20 protein-coding genes are annotated in these 23,582 nt (G+C 57.9%); 11 read left to right on the forward strand and 9 right to left on the reverse strand.

Annotation, left to right across the window (positions count from 1 at the left end):
• Positions 1-22: 22 nt before the first annotated feature.
• The 6 genes from CKW31_RS07405 to CKW31_RS07430 all read right to left on the reverse strand — a co-directional run bounded on the left by CKW31_RS07405 (position 23) and on the right by CKW31_RS07430 (position 9,266).
• On the reverse strand, positions 23-1,663 hold the full coding sequence (locus tag CKW31_RS07405; protein ID WP_095093720.1) for a methyl-accepting chemotaxis protein: 1,641 nt from the start codon (positions 1,661-1,663) through the stop codon (positions 23-25).
• Positions 1,664-1,842: 179 nt separating this feature from the next.
• Positions 1,843-4,743, reverse strand: a complete 2,901-nt coding sequence (locus CKW31_RS07410; RefSeq protein WP_095093721.1) for a bpX6 domain-containing protein — start codon at positions 4,741-4,743, stop codon at positions 1,843-1,845.
• A complete protein-coding gene (locus tag CKW31_RS07415; protein ID WP_095093722.1) occupies positions 4,736-6,574 on the reverse strand; it encodes a hypothetical protein in 1,839 nt (612 codons plus the stop codon). Before CKW31_RS07415 ends, CKW31_RS07410 begins: the two co-directional genes overlap by 8 nt.
• Positions 6,574-7,008: a hypothetical protein gene (locus CKW31_RS07420; RefSeq protein ID WP_095093723.1), complete on the reverse strand. Its 435-nt coding sequence runs from the start codon at positions 7,006-7,008 to the stop codon at positions 6,574-6,576. Before CKW31_RS07420 ends, CKW31_RS07415 begins: the two co-directional genes overlap by 1 nt.
• Positions 7,005-8,126 carry an AAA family ATPase gene (locus tag CKW31_RS07425; protein ID WP_095093724.1) on the reverse strand — a complete coding sequence of 374 codons (1,122 nt, stop codon included), beginning with the start codon at positions 8,124-8,126 and terminating at the stop codon, positions 7,005-7,007. Before CKW31_RS07425 ends, CKW31_RS07420 begins: the two co-directional genes overlap by 4 nt.
• Positions 8,127-8,591: 465 nt before the next feature.
• Positions 8,592-9,266: an HAD family phosphatase gene (locus tag CKW31_RS07430; RefSeq protein WP_095093725.1), complete on the reverse strand. Its 675-nt coding sequence runs from the start codon at positions 9,264-9,266 to the stop codon at positions 8,592-8,594.
• A 221-nt stretch (positions 9,267-9,487) separates the two neighbouring features.
• Here CKW31_RS07430 and CKW31_RS07435 point away from each other — a divergent pair, with 221 nt between their 5' ends.
• The 6 genes from CKW31_RS07435 to CKW31_RS07460 all read left to right on the forward strand — a co-directional run bounded on the left by CKW31_RS07435 (position 9,488) and on the right by CKW31_RS07460 (position 14,053).
• Positions 9,488-11,026, forward strand: coding sequence for a cryptochrome/photolyase family protein (locus tag CKW31_RS07435; RefSeq protein ID WP_095093726.1), 1,539 nt, complete (start codon positions 9,488-9,490; stop codon positions 11,024-11,026).
• Between the two features lie 166 nt (positions 11,027-11,192).
• Positions 11,193-11,339, forward strand: a complete 147-nt coding sequence (locus tag CKW31_RS07440; RefSeq protein WP_095093727.1) for a DUF2256 domain-containing protein — start codon at positions 11,193-11,195, stop codon at positions 11,337-11,339.
• A 116-nt stretch (positions 11,340-11,455) separates the two neighbouring features.
• Entirely contained in the window at positions 11,456-11,998 is a 543-nt protein-coding gene (locus tag CKW31_RS07445) for a cysteine hydrolase family protein (RefSeq protein WP_095093728.1), read from the forward strand.
• 4 nt (positions 11,999-12,002) lie between these two features.
• Positions 12,003-12,977, forward strand: a complete 975-nt coding sequence (locus tag CKW31_RS07450; RefSeq protein WP_095093729.1) for a GlxA family transcriptional regulator — start codon at positions 12,003-12,005, stop codon at positions 12,975-12,977.
• A 264-nt stretch (positions 12,978-13,241) separates the two neighbouring features.
• Positions 13,242-13,757: a DUF4142 domain-containing protein gene (locus CKW31_RS07455; RefSeq protein ID WP_095093730.1), complete on the forward strand. Its 516-nt coding sequence runs from the start codon at positions 13,242-13,244 to the stop codon at positions 13,755-13,757.
• A gap of 74 nt (positions 13,758-13,831) precedes the next feature.
• Positions 13,832-14,053, forward strand: coding sequence for a PLD nuclease N-terminal domain-containing protein (locus CKW31_RS07460; protein WP_095093731.1), 222 nt, complete (start codon positions 13,832-13,834; stop codon positions 14,051-14,053).
• A 24-nt stretch (positions 14,054-14,077) separates the two neighbouring features.
• Here the strand turns inward: CKW31_RS07460 and CKW31_RS07465 are convergent, their stop codons facing one another.
• Positions 14,078-15,091 carry a GlxA family transcriptional regulator gene (locus CKW31_RS07465; protein ID WP_095093732.1) on the reverse strand — a complete coding sequence of 338 codons (1,014 nt, stop codon included), beginning with the start codon at positions 15,089-15,091 and terminating at the stop codon, positions 14,078-14,080.
• Positions 15,088-16,038 carry a LysR family transcriptional regulator gene (locus tag CKW31_RS07470; protein WP_095093733.1) on the reverse strand — a complete coding sequence of 317 codons (951 nt, stop codon included), beginning with the start codon at positions 16,036-16,038 and terminating at the stop codon, positions 15,088-15,090. The genes CKW31_RS07465 and CKW31_RS07470 overlap by 4 nt, the downstream gene beginning before the upstream one ends.
• A 339-nt stretch (positions 16,039-16,377) precedes the next feature.
• Here CKW31_RS07470 and CKW31_RS07475 point away from each other — a divergent pair, with 339 nt between their 5' ends.
• The 5 genes from CKW31_RS07475 to CKW31_RS07495 all read left to right on the forward strand — a co-directional run bounded on the left by CKW31_RS07475 (position 16,378) and on the right by CKW31_RS07495 (position 22,504).
• A complete protein-coding gene (locus CKW31_RS07475; RefSeq protein WP_176469819.1) occupies positions 16,378-18,741 on the forward strand; it encodes a TonB-dependent receptor in 2,364 nt (787 codons plus the stop codon).
• A complete protein-coding gene (locus CKW31_RS07480) occupies positions 18,738-19,796 on the forward strand; it encodes an iron ABC transporter permease (RefSeq protein WP_218192138.1) in 1,059 nt (352 codons plus the stop codon). The genes CKW31_RS07475 and CKW31_RS07480 overlap by 4 nt, the downstream gene beginning before the upstream one ends.
• Complete coding sequence (locus CKW31_RS07485; protein WP_095093736.1) at positions 19,793-20,575, forward strand: ABC transporter ATP-binding protein; 783 nt, start codon at positions 19,793-19,795, stop codon at positions 20,573-20,575. Before CKW31_RS07480 ends, CKW31_RS07485 begins: the two co-directional genes overlap by 4 nt.
• A gap of 224 nt (positions 20,576-20,799) precedes the next feature.
• Positions 20,800-21,951, forward strand: coding sequence for an ABC transporter substrate-binding protein (locus CKW31_RS07490; protein ID WP_176469820.1), 1,152 nt, complete (start codon positions 20,800-20,802; stop codon positions 21,949-21,951).
• A 160-nt stretch (positions 21,952-22,111) separates the two neighbouring features.
• Entirely contained in the window at positions 22,112-22,504 is a 393-nt protein-coding gene (locus tag CKW31_RS07495) for a YkvA family protein (RefSeq protein ID WP_095093738.1), read from the forward strand.
• 21 nt (positions 22,505-22,525) lie between these two features.
• Here the strand turns inward: CKW31_RS07495 and CKW31_RS07500 are convergent, their stop codons facing one another.
• Positions 22,526-23,581 carry an aminoglycoside phosphotransferase family protein gene (locus tag CKW31_RS07500; RefSeq protein ID WP_256582515.1) on the reverse strand — a complete coding sequence of 352 codons (1,056 nt, stop codon included), beginning with the start codon at positions 23,579-23,581 and terminating at the stop codon, positions 22,526-22,528.
• Position 23,582 lies beyond the last annotated feature (1 nt).

Consider the following 23,582-nt stretch of genomic DNA (forward strand, 5'->3'; position numbering starts at 1 on the left):
TCGATATCCAGGTGCTAAGACATCAAAGCTTGAACTTGCCCACTAACGTATTGAACGAAATCGCCAGACGCGACAATTCCTGACTCGAAGCGTTGGTCTGGTTTGCACCGGCGGATGTCTGGGTCGACAGGTCCTGGATGTTCACCAGGTTGCGATCGACTTCGCGGGCTACCTGAGCCTGTTCTTCGGCTGCGCTGGCGATCACCAGGTTGCGTTCGTTAATCTCGCTGACACCTGCGCTGATTCGCTCCAGTGCCAGGCCCGCTTCAGTCGCCAGCGACTGCGTGCTTTGAGCCATCGACTGGCTTTTGCTCATCGACTGTACGGCCTCGTCAGCGCCTGCGCGTACGACCTTGATCATCGCTTCGATTTCGCCAGTGGAGGCTTGAGTGCGGTGTGCCAGTGCCCGGACTTCGTCGGCGACAACGGCGAAACCTCGACCCTGTTCACCGGCGCGAGCGGCCTCGATGGCGGCGTTGAGAGCCAAGAGATTGGTCTGCTCAGCAATACCGCGAATCACGTCCAGCACCTTGGTGATGTCACGAATCTGACCGGCCAGGGTTTCGACACGCTGCGTGGAATCGTTGATGTCCCCTGCCATGGTGTTCATCGCCGTTACCGCCTGCTGCACTTGATGCTGGCCTTTGATCGCATCTTCTGCGGTCTGGGTCGACACCTGTGAGGTGCTGACCGCATTACGGGCAACCTCTTCCACTGCGGCGGTCATCTCGTTTACCGCAGTCGCGGCTTGCTGAATCTCGTCATTCTGACGAACCAGGCCACGTGTGCTGTCTTCGGTCACGGCGGTCAATTCTTCGGCAGCCGAAGCCAACTGGTCGGATGCATCGGCGATCTGCTGCACGGTGCCTTTGAGGTCTTTTTGCATGTTGGACAGCGCTTTGAGCAGTTGCCCGGTTTCATCCTCGCTGTTCGATGTGATCTCTTTGGTCAGGTCGCCCTGAGCAATGCGGGTGGCACTTTCCACGGACTGATAAAGCGGTCGGGTAATCATGCGGGTGACAAACAGGCCCAGAGCGATGGCGGCCGCGGCTGCAACAAGCCCACCAATAATCAGCGCCCACGTCACTTGATGGTTGGTATCGTTCCCTGCGGTAGCCACGTCAAGCGCTTGCCGGGCATTGGACTCGATCATGATTTTGACTTCGCCAATGGTCTTGCGATATGCCGGTGTTGCGTTGGAATCAGCAAGCCTGGCGGCTTGGTCGACGTCGCCACTTTTCAGCAGCGAAAAGACGTTTTCTGCGGCTGCGATGTACGCTGGCCAGTCCCGCTCGAAGTCATCACCGGCAGCACGCTCGTCAGCTTCGAGGGGAGTGGCGCGGTAGATCTTGAATTGTTGCTCAGCCTCGGCCTGGTTGTCCTTGAAGGATACAACGACAGCGTTGATGTCTTCCGGCGCGGCTTTGCGCAAAGCCAGATTGATGGCTCTGAACATGTCCCGGTGGGTGGCAATCACGTTGGCTTTAACCGAATCGGTTTTCTGAATCGATACCAGGTTGTTGCTGACCGTGCTCTGCAACAGGCCGTAGATGCTTGAGATCCCGCTGTACCCCAGCGCCGCAACACCGACCGTGATGACCGCGCATAGACCAAAAGCAAACAGCAGCTTTGATTTGAGCTTCAGATTAAGGAACTGGGACATTGGGAGTACTCAGGCTTGTAGTTGTTAGAGTCGAGGGCTCCACGCATCAGCGCCCTCTCTAGCAGCGTTATCGACTGGGAGTGGACAAACTTGATTGTCCTGCAACACCCCGGAGAACACTGCTTACAACCGGGCTTAACCGGACTCCCGCACAAGCCTTGTAAACACCCGATCCAGCCTCAGTTAATCGTCAAATTACGCTGAGTCCCCTCTTCGGCATTGATATGACTCAGCCGCCCCTGATCATCAAACATGAGCCAGTCGGCACCTGAAAGGCGTGTCCTCACTTCGGGTCGAGGCCATTGCAGCGTTGCGCAAAGGCGGTCGCTACCCCGGTGGATGAACTGCCAGCGGGTGTCATCAAGCGAAACGAGATAACCGATGAGCAGCCAGTGTTCAAGCAGGAGTACTTCAACAGGGTCGTCTTCAAACCCTTCAATACACCCAGGCAAGCGATAGCCCTTGCGGCTGCCACGCTGTTCGATCACAAGGACGGGATCATCTTCTCTTTCACGCTTGATGCGAAATTCGGCGACGTCACTGGATGCACTGAACAACTGACGGCCGTCATCAAAGACGGTCTTCGAGGCAGGTTCGCGACTCATCAGGCGACGATCAGGCAATCGGTAATGCCACAGTTCACTGCCCGACTCCGGGTCGGAGAGCCAAAGGTATTCGCCATGAGCATCGTCCTTCAGGCCCAGAATACGGCCTGGCAGATCACTGACATGCCACAGTGTTTCAAACCCTCGATCCACGTCGACCACTCGCAGTTGCCGGTTTTGCCCAATGGTCCAGGACGAACCGTTGAAGATCCTGGCGAATACGTCGAACTTATGAACGCCCAGATCCGTTGCGGTGCGATTAACCAGATCCAGCTTGCTGATCCTCCAGGCTTCGCTTCGGCGAACCAGCACCAGCGCCACTTGTTGGCTGTGGGCCATCACGATGGCTTGCGCCGGTACTGAAAAGTGAAAAAGGCGCTTGCCGGACGCATCGACGACCACTGCACCCGCCTCGCCCAATGCCAGCAAGTAACGCGAGTCTTCCAGTGTCACGGCATCCAGTATGGCCCTGCTGCCCATGGCGGGTGCTGACCATTCAAGCGTCGTATCAACGCTGTCCAGAGGCTGTTTACCCCGGCGAGGCAGCGCTTTGCCAGGCAGGTCAGCCTGGAGCAGTTTGTCCTTGCTCATGATGACCAGCGCCTGCAGCTGGTTATGGGTCAGCCGCCCTTGTCCGCCTGCTTCATCCGCAACGATCGCGTGTATCGTCGCGCCGGTCAGCCATGCCAGCGCTTTTGCGTGACTCTGGTGCTGCAATAATGCCTCGGCCAGGGCGGCACGCTCAGCGAAGCGCTGAGGATCATCGCGAAGTTGCTCCACCCATTCCCCGTAGGCCACCAGCGTGTCAGGCAACAGAATCGCTCGTTTGACCAGTGCCCTGATGGCAAGGCGTCCACCAGCAGCCTCCGCATCAAGCAGCCATTGAGCCGCCCGGCCACGCTCGCCAGGCAAACTCCAGATGGCGTCGACAGCCTGCATCCAGAGACCTTTGCCGATCAACGATTCGGCCCATTCAAGTCGCAAGCGCCGGGCACTGTCAGGCTGTTTTTGCTCAAGCATCATCACGGCATCAGCAAACGCGTCGTCACGACGAGCCACCAGCACCGCCCGCTGCCAGTTACCGGCTAGGCACAGTAAGCGCACGATCACGGCTGCGGGCATGTCCCACGTCAGCGCCAGGTCGGCGGCTTGTTGGTACCGCTCGTGCTTTTCCAGATAGTCGAGCGCTTCCTGGCGCTCTTTCAGTAGCTCGGCCAGAACGAACACTGCTTCTTCAACACGGCCTTCCCGGTCGAGCCTTTCAAACGACTTCCGGTATAAGTGCTTGAGGCGGTCTTTAAGGTCATCTTCAAAAAGCATCGCGTTGGCAGGTCCGGAACGCTCACCTACAACAAGCTCCTGACGCCGTTGCGGAGTCCCAAATGCCTGCTCCCCCGTGCTCTGGCCACCGTCCAGTGGAATGGCGTGGCGCAGGGCTTCTTCCAGGTCGCCGTTTTCGAACATTTCCATCATGCGTCGCATGTACTCTGCCTGGCGTTTGCCATAGAGCGCAGAAAGCGGTGAGCGAAGTGTCAGGCGTGTCAGCCAGCGACGCCATCGATTGACCTTGGGCTTCGTGGGCATGGCGCGCGGTGCAATCCCCGGCTGGCTCCGGGATTGAGGCACCCCATACCCCCTGGAGGGCTGGCCAGCAAGAAAACGGCGAACCCCCAACAGCAACAGAGTAAACAACGTTGCGCTGATCAGGATTCCCAGAATCACTGCGCCGACATCCGGGGAATCTGCCGCCGACGGCGACATGGTTTGACCCTTTTTATCGTGAACAGCCATCCAGATAAAAGCGGCAACCAATATCCCGCTGATGCCGAGCTTCAGCCAGGGTAGCGATGCCACCTCGGGGCTCTTCCACGGGTTGTCCACTGGCCTATCGGCAGCCTGATCAGAGATTTTTTCAGGCGCGCTGCCTTTGCGTTCCAGCAGCGCCTTCATGATTTCGTCCCGCTCAGGGCTGACAGGCCGCAGCACACCGCCGAGGATCTCGCGCACGTCGGACGCAACAGCAGGCGCTTCGACAACCGGCTCCGGCAGCGCCAGGCGACAGTCGTAGGTATCCAGCAAGGTGTAGCCGCTGACATCGATCCATTGCCCTGGCGTGATTAGTTTGGCATCGCGCAATTGCAACGCGCTGACGTGGCTGGCACGCACCAGCCAGACATCGGCTGCGGGCAGGCTGCGCGCTTCCTGCGGGGTCAGGAGAGCCGAGCACAGCGCGTCGCCTTGCCGTATCAGCGGCCAGCCCACCTGGGTTTCACACATCACGGATTGGGGGTGGCGGAACTGCAACAGATCGCCGTCGGCGAAACGATAGACGCTCGACCCGGTCTGCCATTGATCGAGGATAAGTCTTGCTCGCTCCTGTTCATCAAACCTTTCGTGGGAGAACCATACCCCTTCAATGTGCTGATGACCGACCAGCACCGGACGGCGAATCAGTGTCGAATCATGCTCAAGCATCCGTGCCTTTCCTGTGTTCGTCCGATGTTTCATTGCAGAATATCTGCAGGCGAAAAGCATTGAGTGGCAACGAATAAACCAACAATTCACGGGTGGTATTGGTCAAGGCAGCGATAAGGCCGCTTACAGGGCAAAAGCTGATTTTGGCGATGGGGTTAGAGGTCGTGAACAACACACGCGATTGGCCATTACCACTTCGTAGCGTGACGGATTGCCGCCTGGAACTGTACACAACCAACGAAGAGTAATCGTCGCCCTCTTGCTGCCACACACCGATTCCTTTCCAGCCACTGGACAGATGAAGGGTCTGCGTCCGCACCGAGGCATTCGGGGCCGCGACCAGTTGCCAGCGCTCGCCTTCAGGCGTGACAGTAACCAACGCACAGCCGCCAAAGCCACTTTGCCATTGCTTGCCGCTGGCAAACAGCACCTGAGTGACGCCATGAGCGTCGCCCACCACGTAACCGGGTGACACCACGCCCTCAGCATTGATCGAGTGAGCGTACAGACGTCCGGCATCACTGCGAATGTAGGCTGCCCGATCCTTGTCGACTTTGGCCAGGCCCAGCACGTTGTCCGCCAGGTAATGAGTGATGCCTGACCTGGGTTTGGCGGGCGAACGCGACGTTGCTATCGCCCAAAAAGCCAGATGCCCGTGGTTATCCAGCAAAAAAAGCCGGCCTGTAATGCTGTTGCGCAACCAGACGATGGGCAGAAAGCTGGCCGTGCCGGGCGGTAACTTCAACTCCTCCGGCTCCGGTTTGAGGACAGGAACCAGTCCTGACATGTTCCAGAATGACAGTTGCTGATGGTTACTCAGCACGCCTCCGAGTTTGTTGTGCATGAATGTGATGCTGAGAGGGTTCCACGCCGGGTTCCACAACTGACGGCGAATTTCGAGCGGTTTTTTTTGCCCGTCTGCTGGCAGCTTGATCAACACCACGCCGGGCTCATCAAGCATTTTCATGGCGATGTGGGTGCCCGCGCTTGCAATGACCGGCAGCGAGGTCAGCGATACCCGCGGCACACTGCCTTTAAGTACGGGAGCCTCAATGGTTTCCCCGGTGAATTGACCTTTCAGTAGCTGCAGGGCCAGTTGTTCGTCCGGGATGGGCAGCGAGACACGTCGGGGGCTGGAACTTTGCAACTCAAAGGACAGGTTTTCCCCGTCCAGACTGCGATGCACTTGAGCCCGGTGGGTACAGAGCTTGCCGTCGGTCCTGGGCAGACGCTGCCCGACGACCCAGCACTCTCCGGCGTCATGTTGCTGTTCGGTAAGCCATTCACTCCAGGTCTGCCAGTGCTCGTCACTCGCCACTTCATAGGTACGGGCGTCAAGCAAACGCCTGAGCTGTGCCGGTGTATCGAGTTCATGGAGTTCAGGTGCCTGCTGCAGAATGCCCCAGCGTAGCTCGGCACCCGCTTCCTGGGCGCGTCGTCCAAGCAATATCAGTAACGCAAGGTGAACCAGTCGTGCAGCGCCCAACTGCAAGGGACCGGCATCAAACAGAACCACTATCAGCCGGTTTGCTTGCCGGGCGCGGCATTGCGGTGCGACAAACAGGTGCTCGCCGGCTGCAGCTCGCCGCAAGAACTCATCGGGCACTTCATCGGCCAACAACCATTCGCTGGAAAGTAAGCGCTCATAGGGACCTCGGCGCTGCAGGTCACCCAGGCCGTCGGGTTCGGGCACCCCGCCTTGCTGTTGCCCGCGCAACGGGCCGAGCATTGGATTCAGACGCCCCAGCAGGTCGGCGAACATGGGCAAATGCTCGGGGGCAAACCATTCCAGCCACTGGCGCCAGGGTTGAAGACCTTCAGGTAATTGCATCAGCGTTGCGCCCAATAATCCTGGATGATCAGCAAATGCTGAGACGTAACCGGAAGTTGACGATCGAGGGGCACCACAGCGGACGGCTCACGCCACAGCAGCAGGGGGGAGCGCGAAAAACTGGACGACAACGCCTGCCCGAGCAGATCAATCGGCACATCGGGCTCCCAACTGGTGGGCAACCAAAGGCCAGGCGCTCGCTCATCCACTGCTGCGTACTCCACGCCATCGACCCATGGCAATTCGCCGACAGCACCGGACACTACCATCACATCGCGATTGGCTGTGACTTGCAGGCGTCCTGCCTGCTCGGTCGGCATCAAGGACAGCCGTGCGTGCAAACGCCGTGCTGCCTCGCCCCACGCGACGGCAGCCCGGGGTTCGGCTGGAGTCAGACGAGGCCGCCAACTCCAGGTCTTTGCGTAGCCACTCACGCCGAGGTCGACAGCAACTGGGCCAGTTGCCCACGGACTTCCTGCAAGCGTGCCGGTATGGTCTGGGTGTTGAAGTTGGCATCGATCTCGCGAAGCAAGCCTTCAAGCAAAGGGCTGGCCGGTGTTTCGCTCCGGGCCAGGTAGTCCTCGGCCGTTTCCAGCAGACGGCTGAGCCGCGACATCGGCTGCAGGGTCGCCTCCTCTACTGCACTGAACAAATGACTGTTGCTGGACTGCGCAAAAATGTCACGCAGGACTTCGCGACCGTGCTGCTGAATTTCCTTGGTCGGCAACACATACAGCAGCGGCCACAGGTCTGCATCACTGGCCTCAAGGCGCCCGCCCAGCAATGCGGCTGCCGCGATCAGTCGCTGAGACTTGACGATGCGGCGGTCCGAGAGCTGGATACCGGCCTCACGCAGACGCCGGATTGCGCGAGCCAGTGAGGACCGAACCTGAGTCAGATCAACCTGTTTCAGCGCCTGTCCCAGAGTGTCCAGCTGGCTCAAGCCCAATAACTGCTGAACCGGACGCTGCTCCGACTGCCAGCCACCCGCCAACATGGCCTCCAACTGATTGTCAGGGACTGATTCAACGAACAGGTGCAACAGGAAGCGGTCACCGAACGCTGCCAGTGCCTCGTCGTCGGGCAAGCCATTTGCCGCACCGACGCAGACGCGCAACGGGCACTGGATCTGCGTATGACCGCGGCGAAAGCGCCGCTCGTTGAGCACGCCCAGCAACGTATTGAGGATGGCTGTAGATCCCAGAAAGACCTCGTCGAGAAACACGATGTCGGCCTCAGGGAGCATGCCACTGACATCGGTCTCGACGGTGCCTTCGCGCAACTTCTTGAGGTCCACCGCACCGAACAGTTCGGAAGGTTCGGTAAAGCGCCCCAGCAGGTATTCGAAATAACGTCCGCCCATGGATTGGGCCACACGCCGCACCACAGCGCTCTTGGCAGTACCCGGCGGGCCGATCACCAGAATGTGCTCCTGGGCAACTGCAGCCAGGACAATCAACTCGGCCAGTTGCTCACGTCCCACCAGCCCTTCTGTGGCGACACGGACAGCCTGGCGAATTTGCAACGCAGCGCTCTGCAATGAGGCAATCATGGGGTCTTCCTTGAAACTGAAGCCGAGGATTCTGCCTCACGGCGGCCTCGGCGGACAAGTTCAGTAACAGGATTAGTGTCAGTTTTCAGATAGTTGAATATTGTTTGATAGGGGCGGCCAAGTATTCCTGACAACACGCTGTCGTGATGCAAACACAGGACCAGTAGGAGTGAGCTTGCTCGCGATTACGTCAGCACAGGCAATCTATTCACCGACTGATAAACCGAAATCGCGAGCAGGCTCACTCCTACAGGTCCCATGTTCGCTGCACGACAGCGCGGCTGCTGGACGACGGGGGGATCTCCTACAGTAAAAGGCGTTGCAAATCAGGTAGTAATATTTCGTTTGATAGGAGCTGGACTCATTAAACGGCGGATAGGCCAGGCTTCCTCCAACCCCTTCCGGCTGCATAAGGTCAGCGACAATCGGTAGCCGCTGCCTCAGTTAAATGCCTGACCCCGTCTGTCACGGCCGCGAGGCGATCTCGTCCAGATGTTCAAGCAGGTCTTGTGGGTCTTCATACACCCTCAACGCCCCTGCCCGTTCAAGCTCTGCAATGTCATAACCGCCTGATAGCAAGCCGATACCGGTGGCTTTACAGCGGCGTGCAGCAAGCATGTCCCAGACGGCATCGCCAATCACCAGGCATTCCTCGATAGGCACTTCCAGTTTTTCCGCTGCGGCCAGGAACAGGTCCGGATCGGGCTTGCCGTATTTCACGTCATCGCGGGTGATGATGTTGATCTTGTTGATGTCCAGCTTCAGTGCTTTCAGATTGATCGTCGCCGTATCAATCCCGCCGCTGGTTGCAATGCACCACTTGAGGTTGTCCTGGCTGAGTGTATCAAGCAGCTCTACGGCACCGGGCAGTGCAATGATCTGGCCCTGAAGCCGCTCGTAGGCTTGCGCGTGCTTTTCGCTGAGTCGTTTGGCTTGCGCTTCGCTGATATCCAGCCCGGTTTCTCTCGACAAGGTCTTGAGCATCAGCCCGCCACTCATGCCGATCTTGCGGTGGATGCGCCACATCGCGAGGGGAATATCCTCAGAGTCCAGGGCTTCTTTCCAGGCTGCAACGTTTTGATAAACGCTGTCTGTAAGCGTGCCGTCCAGATCGAAGATGAACGAAGTTTGCGGTCGCATGGGGCTGTTCCTTAAATGAGTTTGAATCGGTGTCTACATTTTTCGAGTGCCTGTGAACTGAGGTGTTCGGTTTTTCTTCAGTTCGTTTCCCAAATACGCTGAACGGCCATACTCACAAATACCTATGAAATACTTGTACAAGAATTTACATTGGTACAGGTTTTTGCATCACTTCGGCTTACAGCCATCAGGAAAGACGTTTTGAACAGAGAGATGCGTTGATGAGTGCGGTTCGCCGATTGTGTCTGGTGCTGGGCGACCAATTGTCCTTTGACCTTGCTTCGCTGGCTGAGCTGGACGCCGAACGCGATGCCGTATTGATGGTCGAGGTCATGGAGGAAGCCAGCCATGTGCCCCATCACCCACAGAAGATCACACTGATCTTCAGTGCCATGCGGCATTTCGCCGAGACCTTGAAAGCGCGTGGTATCAGTGTGTACTACGTCCGGCTTGATGACTCAGAGAACACCGGGTCGGTGCCGGCCGAGTTGCATCGCTGGTACTCATCGCTGCAGCCGAAAGAAATTCACCTGACTGAGACTGGTGACTGGCGTCTCGAACACTCGATCAAGGCGTGTGGCTTAGAGATCCAGTGGCACAGCGACACGCGTTTTCTCTGTAGCCGTGGCGAATTCTCTGACTGGGCCCAAGGCAAAAAACAGCTTCGGATGGAGTTCTTCTACCGGGAGATGCGCCGCAAAAGCCGACTGTTGATCAACGGAGACGGCACCCCGGTCGGTGGCGCCTGGAATTTCGACGCGGAAAACCGCAAGGCGTTGCCCAGGAACGTGCGCGCGCCCTACCCGGCACGCTTTTCTACCGATGCAATCACGCAGGACGTCATTACGCTGGTTCGGGACAGGTTCTCCAGTCACTACGGTGCTCTGGAGAACTTTGATTATCCGGTGACACATGCCGAGGCCCAGTCTCTGTGGGAGTATTTTCTCGATTACGGGCTGGCCGGTTTTGGCGACTATCAGGACGCCATGGCCAGCGATGAGCCCTTCCTTTTCCACGCACGAATCAGCGCCGCGCTGAATATCGGCCTGCTCGACCTTCGTCAGCTGTGCAGCGATGTGGAGTCGGCCTATTGGTCGGGCAGCATTGCCTTGAATGCCGCCGAGGGTTTCATTCGCCAATTGATCGGCTGGCGTGAATATGTGCGTGGCGTCTACTGGTTGAAGATGCCGGACTACGCCAGCGGCAATTCATTCGGTAACAGCAGGCCGCTGCCGGAATTTTACTGGACGGGTAAGACCAGGATGAATTGCATGAGCCAGGCCATTGGTCAAAGCCTGGAATACGCTTATGCGCATCATATTCAGCGGCTGATGGTGACCGGCAACTTCGCGCTGCTTGCCGGCATTGCGCCCCCGCAAATATGCGAGTGGTATCTGGCGATCTATATGGATGCCTTTGACTGGGTCGAGCTGCCCAATACCCTGGGCATGGTCATGCATGCCGATGGTGGTTACCTCGGTTCCAAACCCTACTGCGCAAGCGGCCAGTACATCAAACGCATGTCTAACTACTGCGGTGACTGCGCTTATAAAGTGACTGAAAGCACAGCTGATAATGCCTGCCCTTTCAACTCGCTTTACTGGCACTTTCTGATGCGTCACAGCGACCTTTTGCGCGGCAATCAGCGCATGGGCATGATCTACAAAAACCTTGACCGCATGGCCGAATCGAAACAGGAAGCCCTCTGGCAGCGTGGCGAGATGCTGCTTGCCAGGCTGGATGCCGGGGAGATGATTTAAAGCACATCGTTTGTTAAGCACAGGGCCTGTAGGAGCGCGCTTGCCCGCGATAGCGTCAGCACAGCCGATATATATGTATCGACTGACACACCGAATAGCGGGCAAGCGCGCTCCTAAAGAAAAGCATTCCAAATCAGGTAGTTACATTTATTGAACAGGAGTTGCATTGAAAAAGAATGAGCTGCCCGTAAAAACCTGCATCGTCTGCGGGCTGCCCTTCACCTGGCGCAAGAAGTGGGCACGCTGCTGGGATGAAGTCCGCTACTGTTCGGAGCGTTGCCGACGGAACAAACGCGCCGAGCATCCAAATTAAAAGCCGGGATGTCCGAAACCGTCCTGCATTGGTCCGCGCCTTGTCTATTGCCTACACCCCTCTGTGCTTACCATGGCATCGCTTGAACCACTCTTACAGAGCACAGAAAATAGACCATGAGCAAAAAAGCCCTGATCGTCATTGATGTACAGCACTCGTTTCGTCACTCCGCCTACTGGTCCGAAACTGACCTGCCCGTTTACCTGAAAAATCAACAAGCGTTGATTGACGGATGTGTCCAGCAAGGCATCCCCGTGGTACAAGTCTTTCACGTCGAAGCGCAGGGACACTTCTCTCTGGCGTCAGGTCACGTGAAAACCCTGGACGAACTGTCCATCAACCCGGATGTGGTGATTCAAAAGCGTTTTCACAGCGCGTTCGCTGGTACGCCGCTAGCCGCGTGGCTGACCGAAAGAAATATCAATTCACTGATCATTAGCGGCATCCGCACTGAGCAGTGTTGTGAAACCACTACACGGCAGGCCTCGGACAGCGGCTTTGCCGTGGACTTCGTCAGCGAGGCGACGTTGACCTTTCCCATGACTCACGCACGCAGCGGCCGCACTTACAGCCCCGCAGAGATCCGCGAGCGTACCGAGTTGGTGCTGGAAGATCGCTTTGCCCGAATCGTGACGGTCGATCAGGTGCTCGCAGGTTGAAACGATGACCACTCCGGTGCTGTTTGTGCTGTTGCCCAATGTGCTGATGCTTGATCTGGCAGGCCCGGCGGAAGTGTTGCGACTTGCCGCGCAGAGTGAAGGCGAGTCGGCGCTGAATGTTGATCTGCAATACGTCAGCCCGGTTGCGTCGCTGCAGTCTTCAATTGGCTTGCCACTCGCCGGTTTGGCACCACTGCCTGATTTCCTCGTGCCTGGGACATTGGTGGTACTGGTGGGCTCAACCTCCGCGACAACACCCGCCCGGCAGCTTCAGTTCGAGCAGGCCAGTCTGGTGGTTACCGACTGGTTGCAGCGGGTATTTGCACCGTCGGGGAACCGGCTTGTGTGCATCTGCGCAGGGGCGTTGACCGCCGCTAAAGCGGGTCTTCTAGAGGGTCGGCAATGCACGACTCATCACTCACTGTGCGCAACGTTGCAGGCCATGGCCCCCAAGGCGCGCGTGCTTGAGAACCGGCTTTATGTCACCGACGGTCCGATCAGTTGCAGCGCTGGCGTCACCGCCGGTATCGACCTGATGTTGCATCTGGTCGCCGAGATGGCTGGACCACACCTGGCCTGCTCAGTAGCGCGGGATATGGTGGTGTACATGCGCAGGGGCGGCGCGGACCCGCAATTATCGCCATGGATTGCCGGACGCAATCATTTGCACCCGGCGCTGCATCGTGTGCAGGACGCAATCACCGCAGCGCCGTGTGACGACTGGAGTGTCACCCGCATGGCAAGCTTGGCATGTACCAGCAGCCGACATCTGGCGCGGTTATTTCATGAACACGCAGGTATCAGCCCGCTTGATTATCTGCACCGACTGCGTGTCAGCGTCGCCCGTGAACTGCTGGCCGAATCGACACTGGATATGGAAGCGATAGCCGAGCGCGCCGGGTTTGGCTCGGCGCGACATTTACGGCGCATCTGGGGCAAGTACGAAGCCGCCCCGCCTTCGGAAAGCCGCCCGGGCTGAGTCATTCTTGCTTGATCCATACGTTTGGCGTGCGACGTGACGCCGCGAGGGTTTTTTATTTACAAACCCGGCATGATTTTCCCAAGGATCGTAATCCTTCTTTGCCCTCTATCCATTCAAATGAATGCCTCGCACGAACAAACAAACTCACCCATCGAGTTGATTTACCCTGCCGTCATTTAAGCTGAACCTTTAACTCCCCCTCTGCATCACAACTACGAGAGCTGAAAAAAACAATTAATCATCATGCAAAAGGAATATTAAATGTCTCGTTTAGTTCGAAACACAGCACTGACTTTCGTGATTGCTACAGCAAGTCTGAATGCCTTTGCCGCCCAGGATAACGACGATTTCGTAGAAGACGCCTCGGCCAAAGGTGTCGCGGAAATCCAGGCGGGCAAACTCGCGCAAGAGAAAGGCACATCTGCCGATGTAAAAAGCTTTGCCGACATGATGATCAAGGACCACACCAAGGCCAACGAGGAGCTCGCCAAAATCGCTGCGAGCAAGAAACTCGAGGTGTCCGATGAGGCTATGCTGATGGACAAGGCAAAGGCCATGATTCTTGATCTGCGGGGTGCCAAATCATTTGATCAGGCCTACGCCAACAACCAGTTGATGGCACACGAGCAAACCATTGCGTTATTCGAGAAAGAAGTGAATGAGGGTAAAGACGCTGATCTGAAGGCGTTTGCGAGCAAAATGCTTCCGGATCTGAAGAAGCATCTGGAACATGCCAAAACCTTGGCAAAAGCTCACGGTGGTAATGCCGCCGAGTAACTCAAATCCGGGCCAGCAGAACAGTGGTGCTTTATCAGCATGACTGTTCTCCACCGATAACAAGGAAGCAACCAATGGAAGTTTCATTATTTGTAATCGGTGCGGTGCTAATCATCGTGCTGCTGGATCTATGGGCGATCGTTAGCGTGTATCGCAGTACCAAACGTTCGGGCACTAAACTGGGCTGGGCAATCCTGATTGTAGTCCTTCCCTTTGTCGGGCTTGTCATCTGGGGCATTACCGGACCTCGCGGTGTGGCTATTCCCCCAACTTCCTCAGAGCACAGCAAGGGTTGATTTTCAGATTGAGTGATAGCAGCACTAGCGAACCAGTCGCTTCTCTTTGGATGGCCGGTAACCAAAGAATGCGCTGTAGCACTTGCTGAAATGACTGGGCGACACGAATCCGCAGGCGACCAGCACTTCCACCTGGGACATCTCTGTGTGCTGTAGCAGACGTCGGGCTTCAGTGATGCGCAATTCCAGGTAATAGCGCTGCGGCGTAGTACCCAGTTGTTCCCGGAACAAACGCTCGACCTGACGACGAGAGCGACCGGAATACTTCACCAGTTGTTCCATTTCCAGTGGTTCCTCCAGGTTTGCATCCATCAGCTTCACCACCTCACGCAACGGCGCACTGACCGACAGATGCGCAGACGTCTTGATGCGCCGGTAACGGGACTCTTCAAAAGAAAGAATGTCCTCGATGCCTTCGACCAGCGCTTTGCCATGCAGCGTCTTGATCCACTCCAGCGCCATGTGAAAGGCGCCCGATGGGCTGGCGGCAGTCAGGCGGTCCTGGTCCACCACGAACGGCTCACTGGTGACATGAGTGATTTTGCAGACTTCAGCCAGGGCGGGACGATGTTCCGGATGAATCGCGCAACGATAACTGTCGAGTAAACCGGCGATACCCAGAAACCACGCACCATTCCACAAGCCCGCAAGCGCCGTACCCTGCTCTGCCGCCGAGTTCAATAACGCTGTCAGCTCAGGATAATGCTTGAGTTCGGTCCGGTAACCGCCGCAGATAACCAGCAAATCCAGACCTTTTATCCCGTCCGATGTCAGGCGGAAATCAGGGCGAATGACCAGCCCCAGGTCGCTGATCACTTCTCCCTCCTGCAGCCCGAAGGTGCAGGTCGCAAACAAGCCGGGGCGCAGCAGGTTTGCAGTGATGATAGTGTCCAGCGCCTGGGTGAATGCGGGAAGCGAGAAATGTTCGAGCAGCAAAAATCCCGCTTTTGCCTGACGGGTTGAAGCCGTCGAGTCATCTCCAAGATAGCGAAGATTCTTGCCTTTCATGCCACCGCTGAATTGACGTCGCTCAGTCATGTCGCCCGGTTCTCCGTCTCATCGATGGCGTAGCGGTCGGCGACCGGACCGTGTTGAGCCATCAGCTCTGCAACCCAGTCAATGAATACCCGGACCTTGATGCTGATGTGCCGATTTGGCGGAAACGCCACATACAGCGGCATGGGTTCCATGCGCCAGCCCTCGAACAATCGAATCAACTCTGCGCTTGCTACGTGCTCTTTTGCCATGTAGTCCGGCAGCCAAAGCACGCCCATCCCTGCCAGACCAGCCGCAAGATACGCGTTGCCATCGTCCACCGCCAACACGTAGCGACCATTGATAGTCAGACGTTCGGCGCCGTTCTGCATGGTATACGGCAAGGCTTTACCGGTGCGCGCCCACAGGAAGCCGACGATCCGGTGCTCAGACTCTTCAAGCTCGCGAGGGTGAGCTGGAGTGCCGAGACGCTGCAGATAAGCTGGCGCGGCGTACACCCCAAGCTGCAAGTCACCCACACGGCGCGCCATGAGTGACTGATCGGTGAGTTCGCCACCGCGTACAACGCAATCGACGTTCTCGCCAATCAAATCAACCTTGCGATCGCTGACGCCCATATCGATTTGTATATCCGGGTATCGGGCATGAAAGTCCGGCAGTGCCGGCATCAGAATCATTCTGGCCAGCGGGCTGGGCACATCCACTCGCAACCGCCCCCGGGGCAATGACGCCGCGCTTGAAAGGCTTGTTTCTGCGTCATCCAGGTCCGCCAGCAGCCGTACCACACGTTCGTAGTACACCGCGCCGTCGGCAGTCACATTGACCTTGCGCGTGGTGCGATTGAGGAGTTTGACCCGCAGTTTGGCTTCCAGCTGCTGCACCAGTTGGGTCACAGTGGTTTTGCTCATGTGCAGCGTGTCAGCTGCCCTGGTAAAGCTCCCCGCTTCCACGACCCGGGCAAATGCCAGCATTGCATCAAAACGGTCCATTCATGCCCCGCGATCATTGGTATTGTTTGGAGCTCACAAACAGTAGCGGCTAAGGTTGCGCGTTAATCGTGCAGATGCAAGTGACTATGGTGTTTTCCCTGGCCTGTAGGAGCGCACGAGCACCGCGAGGCCGCGATGGCGGTCTGTCTGATACACCGCTATCGCGGCCTCGCGGTGCTCGTGCACTCCTACAGCTCAAATATCTGTTGATAAACGTGCACGCTCAGTTTTTTTTATTTTTTCCCACGACCTTGAAAAAAATCCCGAAGGGCTACGTCTTTGATCATCAGTTTGAGAATTTTTCGCAAACGTAATCAAGACGTATGAAGGATTGTAATGATGTCGCGCTTACCTACATTGCCGTCTCTTGCCCTGCTCATCATCCTGCCAATGGGCAACGGTTGGGCCGTCGAAGCGTCTGAAAGTCCGCGAACCAACCGCTACAGCATGAGCGCGCAGCCGCTGGCTTCGGCGTTGGCACAATTCGCTCGACAGAATAAATTACAGCTGAGTTTCGACGCGGCACTGGCAAACGGCAAAACCGCACCGGCAGTCAGTGGCGAACTCAGCGAACGCGAAGCGCTGACGCAGCTGCTCAGAGACTCAGGTCTAGGCTGGTCGCTGACTGACGACCGTACGCTGTTGTTGTTCGCGCAGCCTGCCAGCGGCTCAATCAACCTCGCGCCTTCGACGATTACCTCCACAAGTTTTGTCGAACACGCAGACGGCCCGGTACAGGGTTATCGCGCAACCCGTAGCGCCACAGGGACCAAGACTGACACGGCCCTGCGCGACGTTCCGCAATCCATCCAGGTGGTCTCGCGTCAGGTCATTGAAGACCAGCAGGTCAATAACCTTGGCGATGCCCTGACCAATGTCAGCAGCGTGCAACGTGGCAACAGCCATGGCGGCTCTTCCGAGAGCTTCATTATTCGCGGCTTCAAAGCCACCACCTATGCGGTGGACGGCATGCTGATCAACCCCTTGGTGTCGCGCCCGGAAGCGCTGCGTGATCTGGCCAATGTCGAGCGTGTCGAAGTGCTCAAAGGCCCGGCGTCGGTGCTCTACGGCCGTGGCAATCCGGGAGGCCTGATCAATCTGGTGACCCGCCAGCCAAGCTTCACTCCGGAGGCCGAGGTCAAGGCGCAGGTGGGCTCCTATGACTTCTATCGCCTTGAGGCCAACGCCAGCGGCCCACTGGACGAAGCCAAAACCCTCGCCGGACGCATGACGGTCGCGACTCAGACGGAGCGCGGGTTTCGCGATACGTTCCGCGACAGCAAGCGCACCTATGTCGCGCCGACCCTGCGCTGGGAACCCAGCGACGTGACGCGTGTGGATGCGGGCCTGGAGTACATTAACCAGACCAGCCCTTTCGACCGCGGGCTGATCCCGGTCAACGGCAAGATCAACATGAACGCCGATCGCTATCTGCACGAGCCCTGGTCACGGGACAAGGCTGATAAAGTGTCGGTCTGGTATCGCGCCGAGCACGATGTCAATGACTGGCTGATCCTGCGCCAGATGACCCGCTGGGATCAGTCCCACAAGAATCGTTATGTAGTGGATTTGCGCGGCCTGGAGGACGACAACCGCACCCTTGCTCGTCGTGCAACCGATGGCGACGAGCGCATCAAGACACTGGACATGCAGTTCGAAGCCCTTGCCCGCTTCGCCACTGGCGGCCTGAAGCACACAGCCCTGGCAGGTTTCGAGTACATCGACGGCAAGCGCAACGTGGCTACGGATCGAGCAACATTGGGTTCGATCGACATTTTCAATCCGGTCTACGGCGCCCAGCCCGGCGCGTTCTCATTCAACGAGGAAACCGATTATCAACTGGAAGCCTACAGCTTCTATTTGCAGGATCAGATCGATCTGAGTGAACAGTGGAAGCTGATCGTGGGTGCGCGTTACGACGATACGCGGCAGCGCAATACGACCACTGATGCGGACTACGAAGTCACTAAAACCAACCTGGACCCGTCCAGGGTTTCACCTCGCCTGGGCCTGGTGTATCAGCCCACTGACTGGCTGGCACTCTACGCCAGCTACAGCACTTCCTTCACTCCGCAGAGTGATACCCAGCGCAACGGCAGTACTTTGGACCCGGAGGAAGGTGAGCAATATGAGGTCGGCGCCAAGTTTGACCTGATCCCTGACCGCCTTAGCGCCACATTGTCGGTATTTGAAATTACCCGGCAGAACGTGGCGGCAACCGATCCCACAGACGACAACTACTCGGTACAGACCGGCGAACAACGCGTGCGCGGCGTTGAACTGGATGTCAGCGGCACACCACTGGATGGCTGGGAAATCATCGGTAACGTCAGCGCCCTGGACGCAAAAGTCACCAAGGACACGACAATCGAAACCGGCAACCGCCTGGACGGCGTGCCGATACTTAGCGGTTCGATCTGGTCCAGCTACCAGCTACAAGATGGCCCCATGAAAGGTCTGGGCTTCGGTGCTGGCGTCATTGCCGTGGGCGAGCGTCAGGGCGATATCAATAACAGCTACGATGTGGGCGGCTACGCCCGGATAGACGCCAGCGTGTTTTACGACATCGACGAGAACATCCGTGTGTCCCTCAAAGGCCGCAACCTGACGGACCGCAAGTACATCGAAACCGCGGCCGGTACTGACGGCAACTACGCAGGCGCGCCCGCCTCGTTCATCGCCAGCGTGAGTGCGAAATTTTGAGTCGTTCGCAACCCGCCCTGAATGCCGAAACACTGCAGGTCGCCTATAGCAAAATCCTGCGTAAACGCCTGTGGATCTGTGGCGTTCTGGTGCTGACTTTGCTGGCGTGTCTGGTGTCCGACATCACGTTGGGCACTACCCGGTTCGCCGCCAGCGAGGTTTTGCTGGCGATATTCGATCCAGCCAGCGTTGATCCCGATACTCAGGTGATCGTCCGCGAACTGCGCCTGCCCTTCGCGCTGATGGCCGTGCTGGTGGGTGCGGCGTTGTCGCTGGCCGGGGCCGAGATGCAGACCATCCTCAATAACCCGCTGGCCAGTCCGTTTACCCTGGGCGTCTCATCGGCAGCCTCCTTCGGCGCGGCGCTGGCCATTGTGCTGGACCTGGGCATACCCGGCGTGCCTGGCAGTTGGCTGATTACCGCCAATGCGTTCATCTTCGCTTTTGCGTCGGTGTTGTTGTTACAGGCCGTCGCCAGCCTTACCGGCGGCGTGCAGTCACTGGTGCTGTTTGGCATTGCTTTGGTGTTCAGCTTCAACGCCATGGTTGCGCTGCTGCAATACCTGGCCTCGGCGGATGCTCTGCAACAACTGGTGTTCTGGAGCATGGGCAGCCTGAGTCGCGCCAGTTGGCCGGCGGTGCAGACGCTGGCCGTGGTGTTTTTTCTGGTGTTGCCGTTCAGCTTGCGGGCGTCTTGGCAGATGACCACGTTGCGTCTGGGTGATGAGCGTGCCGCAACGCTGGGCATCGATGTCGCTCGTCTGCGGTTGGGAGCATTGCTGCGTATCAGTCTGCTGGCGGCTACCGCAGTGGCCTTCGTGGGCACCATCGGCTTTATCGGGCTGGTCGGACCGCACATCGCCCGCATGCTGATCGGCGAAGATCACCGCTTCTTCCTGCCGGTCAGCGCGTTGATGGGCGCGCTGATCATGTCGCTGTCGGCCATTGTCAGCAAACAGTTGATTCCGGGCGTGGTGCTGCCTATCGGCATTGTGACCGCCGTGGTCGGTGTGCCGTTGTTCATGAGCCTGATTCTCAAGCGAGGCCGGACATGAGCCAGTTGCAGGTACGCAATCTGACCGTTGCCTATAAACGCAGCACGGTGTTGCACGGCATTGACCTGCCGGACATTGCACCGGGTCAAGTCGTAGCACTGGTCGGCCCCAATGGTGCAGGCAAGTCGACCCTGCTGCGCAGTCTTGCCGGGCTGTTGTCGGCGACGGGTGATATTCGCCTGGGTGAGCTAGATCTGCTGCGCTGCAAGCGTCGCGAACGTGCCGCCGTTTTGGGCTTCATGCCCCAGACCTTGCCCGACGGCATTGCTTTGAGCGTATTGGAGACATTGTTCGGCGCCTTGCGCGGCGGTGATTCGCTGGCCATGGTCGGCAACGCAAAGGAGCAGCAAAACAAGGCCTGCGCCGTTCTGGAACAGCTGGGCATCCTGCATCTGACGCTGCAACCACTGGACAGCCTGTCCGGCGGACAACGGCAAATGGTCAGCCTCGCTCAAGCGGTGATTCGCCAGCCACGTTTGTTGCTGCTCGACGAACCCACCAGTGCGCTGGACTTGCGCTATCAAAACGACGTCATGAGCATGGTCCGCCAACTGGCCGATCAGGGCCGAATAGTCGTGGTGGTCCTCCATGATCTAGGGCTGGCGGCGCGCTGGGCCGATCAAATCATGGTGCTCGAACGTGGCCGCCTGAATGTTGCTGGCACGCCCGAACACACCCTGACTCCGACCATGCTGGAGCAGGTCTATCGGGTCCAGGCCAGGGTCGAGCGATGCAGTAAGGGCCGGGTGCAGATTCACGTGGATGGGTCTGTGGCATGAAACGCACATTGCAGCTCGCCCCAACAAAGGACCCACTGGATTACGCACCTCCCACAGTTCCTGCGCCCTCTCGTAGGACCGGCTTTAGCCGGGAGGACGTCAGTACATCCGCTAAAAATCCATCGCCAGAAATACTGCCCTCCCGGCTAAAGCCGGTCCTACAAGGTCAATAGCGCATGAGCAAGCTTGCAGACCAACATAGAATCTTCCACAGAGGTATTGGGGTGTCAGTGACCCGCGGTTGCCTTAAAATCCTGGTATCGGGGACCCTTGGCCTGCTGTTTTTACTCTGCTCCGCAGCTCAAGCCGCCAACTACCCTCTCACCGTCATCGATCTTGCCGGGCGCACCGTCACTTTGGCCCACGCTCCGCAACGTATCGTGTTGCAGGACAGCAATACCCTTTTGTCGCTGGCCCTCCTGGAACGAGACAACCCGCTGGCCCGGGTGATTGCCTGGGATAACAATCTCGCCAGTTCCGACCCGGGGCTGTGGAATGTGGTCAGTCAACGCTGGCCACACGCAAAGCAGATTCAGGACCTCGATTTCCCCGACACCGGCCAGTTGGACATCGAAAGCCTGTTGCGCACCCACCCCGACCTGATCATTGCCAGGCTCAGTGGTCGGGCAGCCATCGAAAACACGGTACTCAACAGCGTACTTGAGCGATTGGACATTCCGCTGATCTACGTCGACAACGAGCTGGACCCATTAGTGAACGTGCCCCGTAGTCTGGAATTGCTGGGGCGGGTATTGGGCGAGGAAGACAACGCCGAAGCGTATTTGCAGGTTTATCGTCGCCAACTGGCAGAGCTGCGCGAGAAAACCGCTGGTCTGCCAGCGCCCAAAGTATTCGTCGAAGCCCGAGCCGGGCAAGCCGGATCTGGGGGCTGCTGCCACACCCAGGCTCACGCCGGTTGGGGGTTACTGGTCGAGAACCTCGGTGCGGTCAATCTTGGCTCCCGCTACCTGCGCAGCGAGTCAGCCGATGTGGCGCTGGAAACCCTGATCCTGAGCAAACCCGACGTTTACTTGATGACGGGTACTCAGCGCCTGCGCAACGGCGTCACCGCGATCCCTTTCGGCTACGGCGCCAATGCCGATCAGATCAAAAGCGAAATGCAGCGCTTGATGGCCCGCCCCGGCTTTGCCGCCACTGCGCGTTCAGCAAAAGCCTGCGTGCAAGGCCTCAATCACCAGTTTTACAACAGCGTTTTCAACATAGTGGGGGCACAATGGCTGGCGAAAATCTTCTGGCCAGAACAGTTCGCTGATCTGGACCCGGATGCCGAGTACCGAATGCTGATCCGCGAATTCACTTCGCTGCCCGATCTGCCCTTTGTGTTTCATGAGCAGGTTTGTTTCGGTAGCCTTTGAATCTGAATTGAAGAATACCTTCTGGACCTCACGAGCACCGCGCGGCAGCGATGGCGGCGTGTCAGACAAACCGCTATCGCTGCCTAGCGGTGCTCGTGAGCTCCTACAGGATTTGGATCAATTCAGAAGGTCATAACATCCAGCACGAAGAGATCCATTGATGATCAGCAACACCATAAAACAACTAAAACTCTGGGCCCGACGCCTCAAAGCCAATCTGATTCTGCTCTGGCTCTGCTGCCGCCAGCCTGACATGCCATGGCTACCGAAAATCGTTGCGTTGGTGACCGTGGCCTACGCCGTGAGTCCGATTGACCTGATTCCAGACTTTATCCCGGTGCTGGGCTTTCTGGATGATGTGATTCTTTTACCGCTGGGCATCGCCCTCGCCTTGCGACTGATACCGAAAGGGTTGCAACAACGCTGCCGCCCCGAGGCGGAAGCCATGGCCGGTGAGCGAATCAAGCTCAAAGGCCGATGGTTGACCATCACCTGCATTGTGCTGATCTGGTTGCTGATTGCCTGGGCCCTGTGGCGTACCTTTGCAGGCTAGAGCCCGGACAACCGACAGCTGTTACTGACGATAAGGCGTCTTGCGCAACTCATCCAGAGTCTGTGCAGACAAGTCATCGCGCCAGCCTGACAGGTGCAGCTCCAGCCATTCTCGCAGCTCATTGAACGCAGGGGCTCTCAGTGCTTGCACAAACAGGCGCAGGGTTCGCGGCAGATGCGCCAGATAACCATGCTTGCCGTCACGCCCGGCCAGGCGGACGAAGATGCCCAGTACCTTGGCGTGTCGTTGTGCGGCGAGCCGCCGGTAGTCATCAACAAACAGCGGCACATTGAGTTCCGGGCGCTGCATCAGGTAGTGACTGAACAGCGCGGCGCGCAGAGGCTCTGACAGGTCACGACGCGCATCCTCCAGCAAGGACATCAGGTCATAAGCCGCAGAACCGACCAGCGCGTCCTGAAAATCCAGAAGACCGCATGCGGCCACACCCTGGCGGCTGTCGAGCAGCATCAAGTTGTCGACATGGAAATCGCGCAGCACCAGCGTTTCACGCCGCTCGGCCACATCACCACAGGCTTCGGCGAACAGTTCGAGGTAACGCTCACGTAGCTCCAGAGCGGCTTCTTTGCCGATCAACAACGGCGCATACCAATCGATGAACAACGCGCACTCGGCACTCAGTTTCTGTGCATCGTAGGCGGGTAACCCGATGCTGGCAGGCGCCCGATGCAGGGCCACCAGCGCGTCGACCGCCAGACCGTACAAGGCTTCTTCAGCATGCCCTGAAGCCAGAAGCCGGGTATAAGTGGCGTCGCCAAAATCCTCGATCAGTGCCAGTCCGGCCTGTTCATCCACCTGACGCAAGGCTGGGGCCGATAGCCCGATGCTGTGCAGATAACCGGCCACCTGCACAAACGGCGCAATAGGTTCGCTCAGTGGCGGCGAATCCATCAACAAAAGGCCGGCACCTTGCAAACGAAAATAACGTCGCGCCGACGCGTCTGCGGGCAATGCCTCCAGAACGGCATCGGCAAAACCGGCATTGGCGAGGAAAGCCGCGCGCGCGCAGGCACGGCTGTCTTGCGAATTGGGTATTGATTCAGCGAGTTGAGTCATCATC

The organism is Pseudomonas sp. Irchel 3A5 (genome assembly GCF_900187575.1).
In the GTDB taxonomy this organism is placed as follows: domain Bacteria; phylum Pseudomonadota; class Gammaproteobacteria; order Pseudomonadales; family Pseudomonadaceae; genus Aquipseudomonas; species Aquipseudomonas folii.

What these genes read in the sequence shown, in the direction of transcription:
- CKW31_RS07415 (WP_095093722.1), bottom strand. Translation starts at nt 6,574, where the DNA reads ATGCAATTACCTGAAGGTCTTCAACCCTGGCGCCAGTGGCTGGAATGG.
- CKW31_RS07410 (WP_095093721.1), bottom strand. Translation starts at nt 4,743, where the DNA reads ATGCTTGAGCATGATTCGACACTGATTCGCCGTCCGGTGCTGGTCGGT.
- CKW31_RS07435 (WP_095093726.1), top strand. Translation starts at nt 9,488, where the DNA reads ATGAGTGCGGTTCGCCGATTGTGTCTGGTGCTGGGCGACCAATTGTCC.
- CKW31_RS07475 (WP_176469819.1), top strand. Translation starts at nt 16,378, where the DNA reads ATGTCGCGCTTACCTACATTGCCGTCTCTTGCCCTGCTCATCATCCTG.
- CKW31_RS07455 (WP_095093730.1), top strand. Translation starts at nt 13,242, where the DNA reads ATGTCTCGTTTAGTTCGAAACACAGCACTGACTTTCGTGATTGCTACA.
- CKW31_RS07495 (WP_095093738.1), top strand. Translation starts at nt 22,112, where the DNA reads ATGATCAGCAACACCATAAAACAACTAAAACTCTGGGCCCGACGCCTC.
- CKW31_RS07485 (WP_095093736.1), top strand. Translation starts at nt 19,793, where the DNA reads ATGAGCCAGTTGCAGGTACGCAATCTGACCGTTGCCTATAAACGCAGC.
- CKW31_RS07500 (WP_256582515.1), bottom strand. Translation starts at nt 23,581, where the DNA reads ATGATGACTCAACTCGCTGAATCAATACCCAATTCGCAAGACAGCCGT.
- CKW31_RS07450 (WP_095093729.1), top strand. Translation starts at nt 12,003, where the DNA reads ATGACCACTCCGGTGCTGTTTGTGCTGTTGCCCAATGTGCTGATGCTT.
- CKW31_RS07445 (WP_095093728.1), top strand. Translation starts at nt 11,456, where the DNA reads ATGAGCAAAAAAGCCCTGATCGTCATTGATGTACAGCACTCGTTTCGT.
- CKW31_RS07460 (WP_095093731.1), top strand. Translation starts at nt 13,832, where the DNA reads ATGGAAGTTTCATTATTTGTAATCGGTGCGGTGCTAATCATCGTGCTG.
- CKW31_RS07465 (WP_095093732.1), bottom strand. Translation starts at nt 15,091, where the DNA reads ATGACTGAGCGACGTCAATTCAGCGGTGGCATGAAAGGCAAGAATCTT.
- CKW31_RS07430 (WP_095093725.1), bottom strand. Translation starts at nt 9,266, where the DNA reads ATGCGACCGCAAACTTCGTTCATCTTCGATCTGGACGGCACGCTTACA.
- CKW31_RS07405 (WP_095093720.1), bottom strand. Translation starts at nt 1,663, where the DNA reads ATGTCCCAGTTCCTTAATCTGAAGCTCAAATCAAAGCTGCTGTTTGCT.
- CKW31_RS07425 (WP_095093724.1), bottom strand. Translation starts at nt 8,126, where the DNA reads ATGATTGCCTCATTGCAGAGCGCTGCGTTGCAAATTCGCCAGGCTGTC.
- CKW31_RS07470 (WP_095093733.1), bottom strand. Translation starts at nt 16,038, where the DNA reads ATGGACCGTTTTGATGCAATGCTGGCATTTGCCCGGGTCGTGGAAGCG.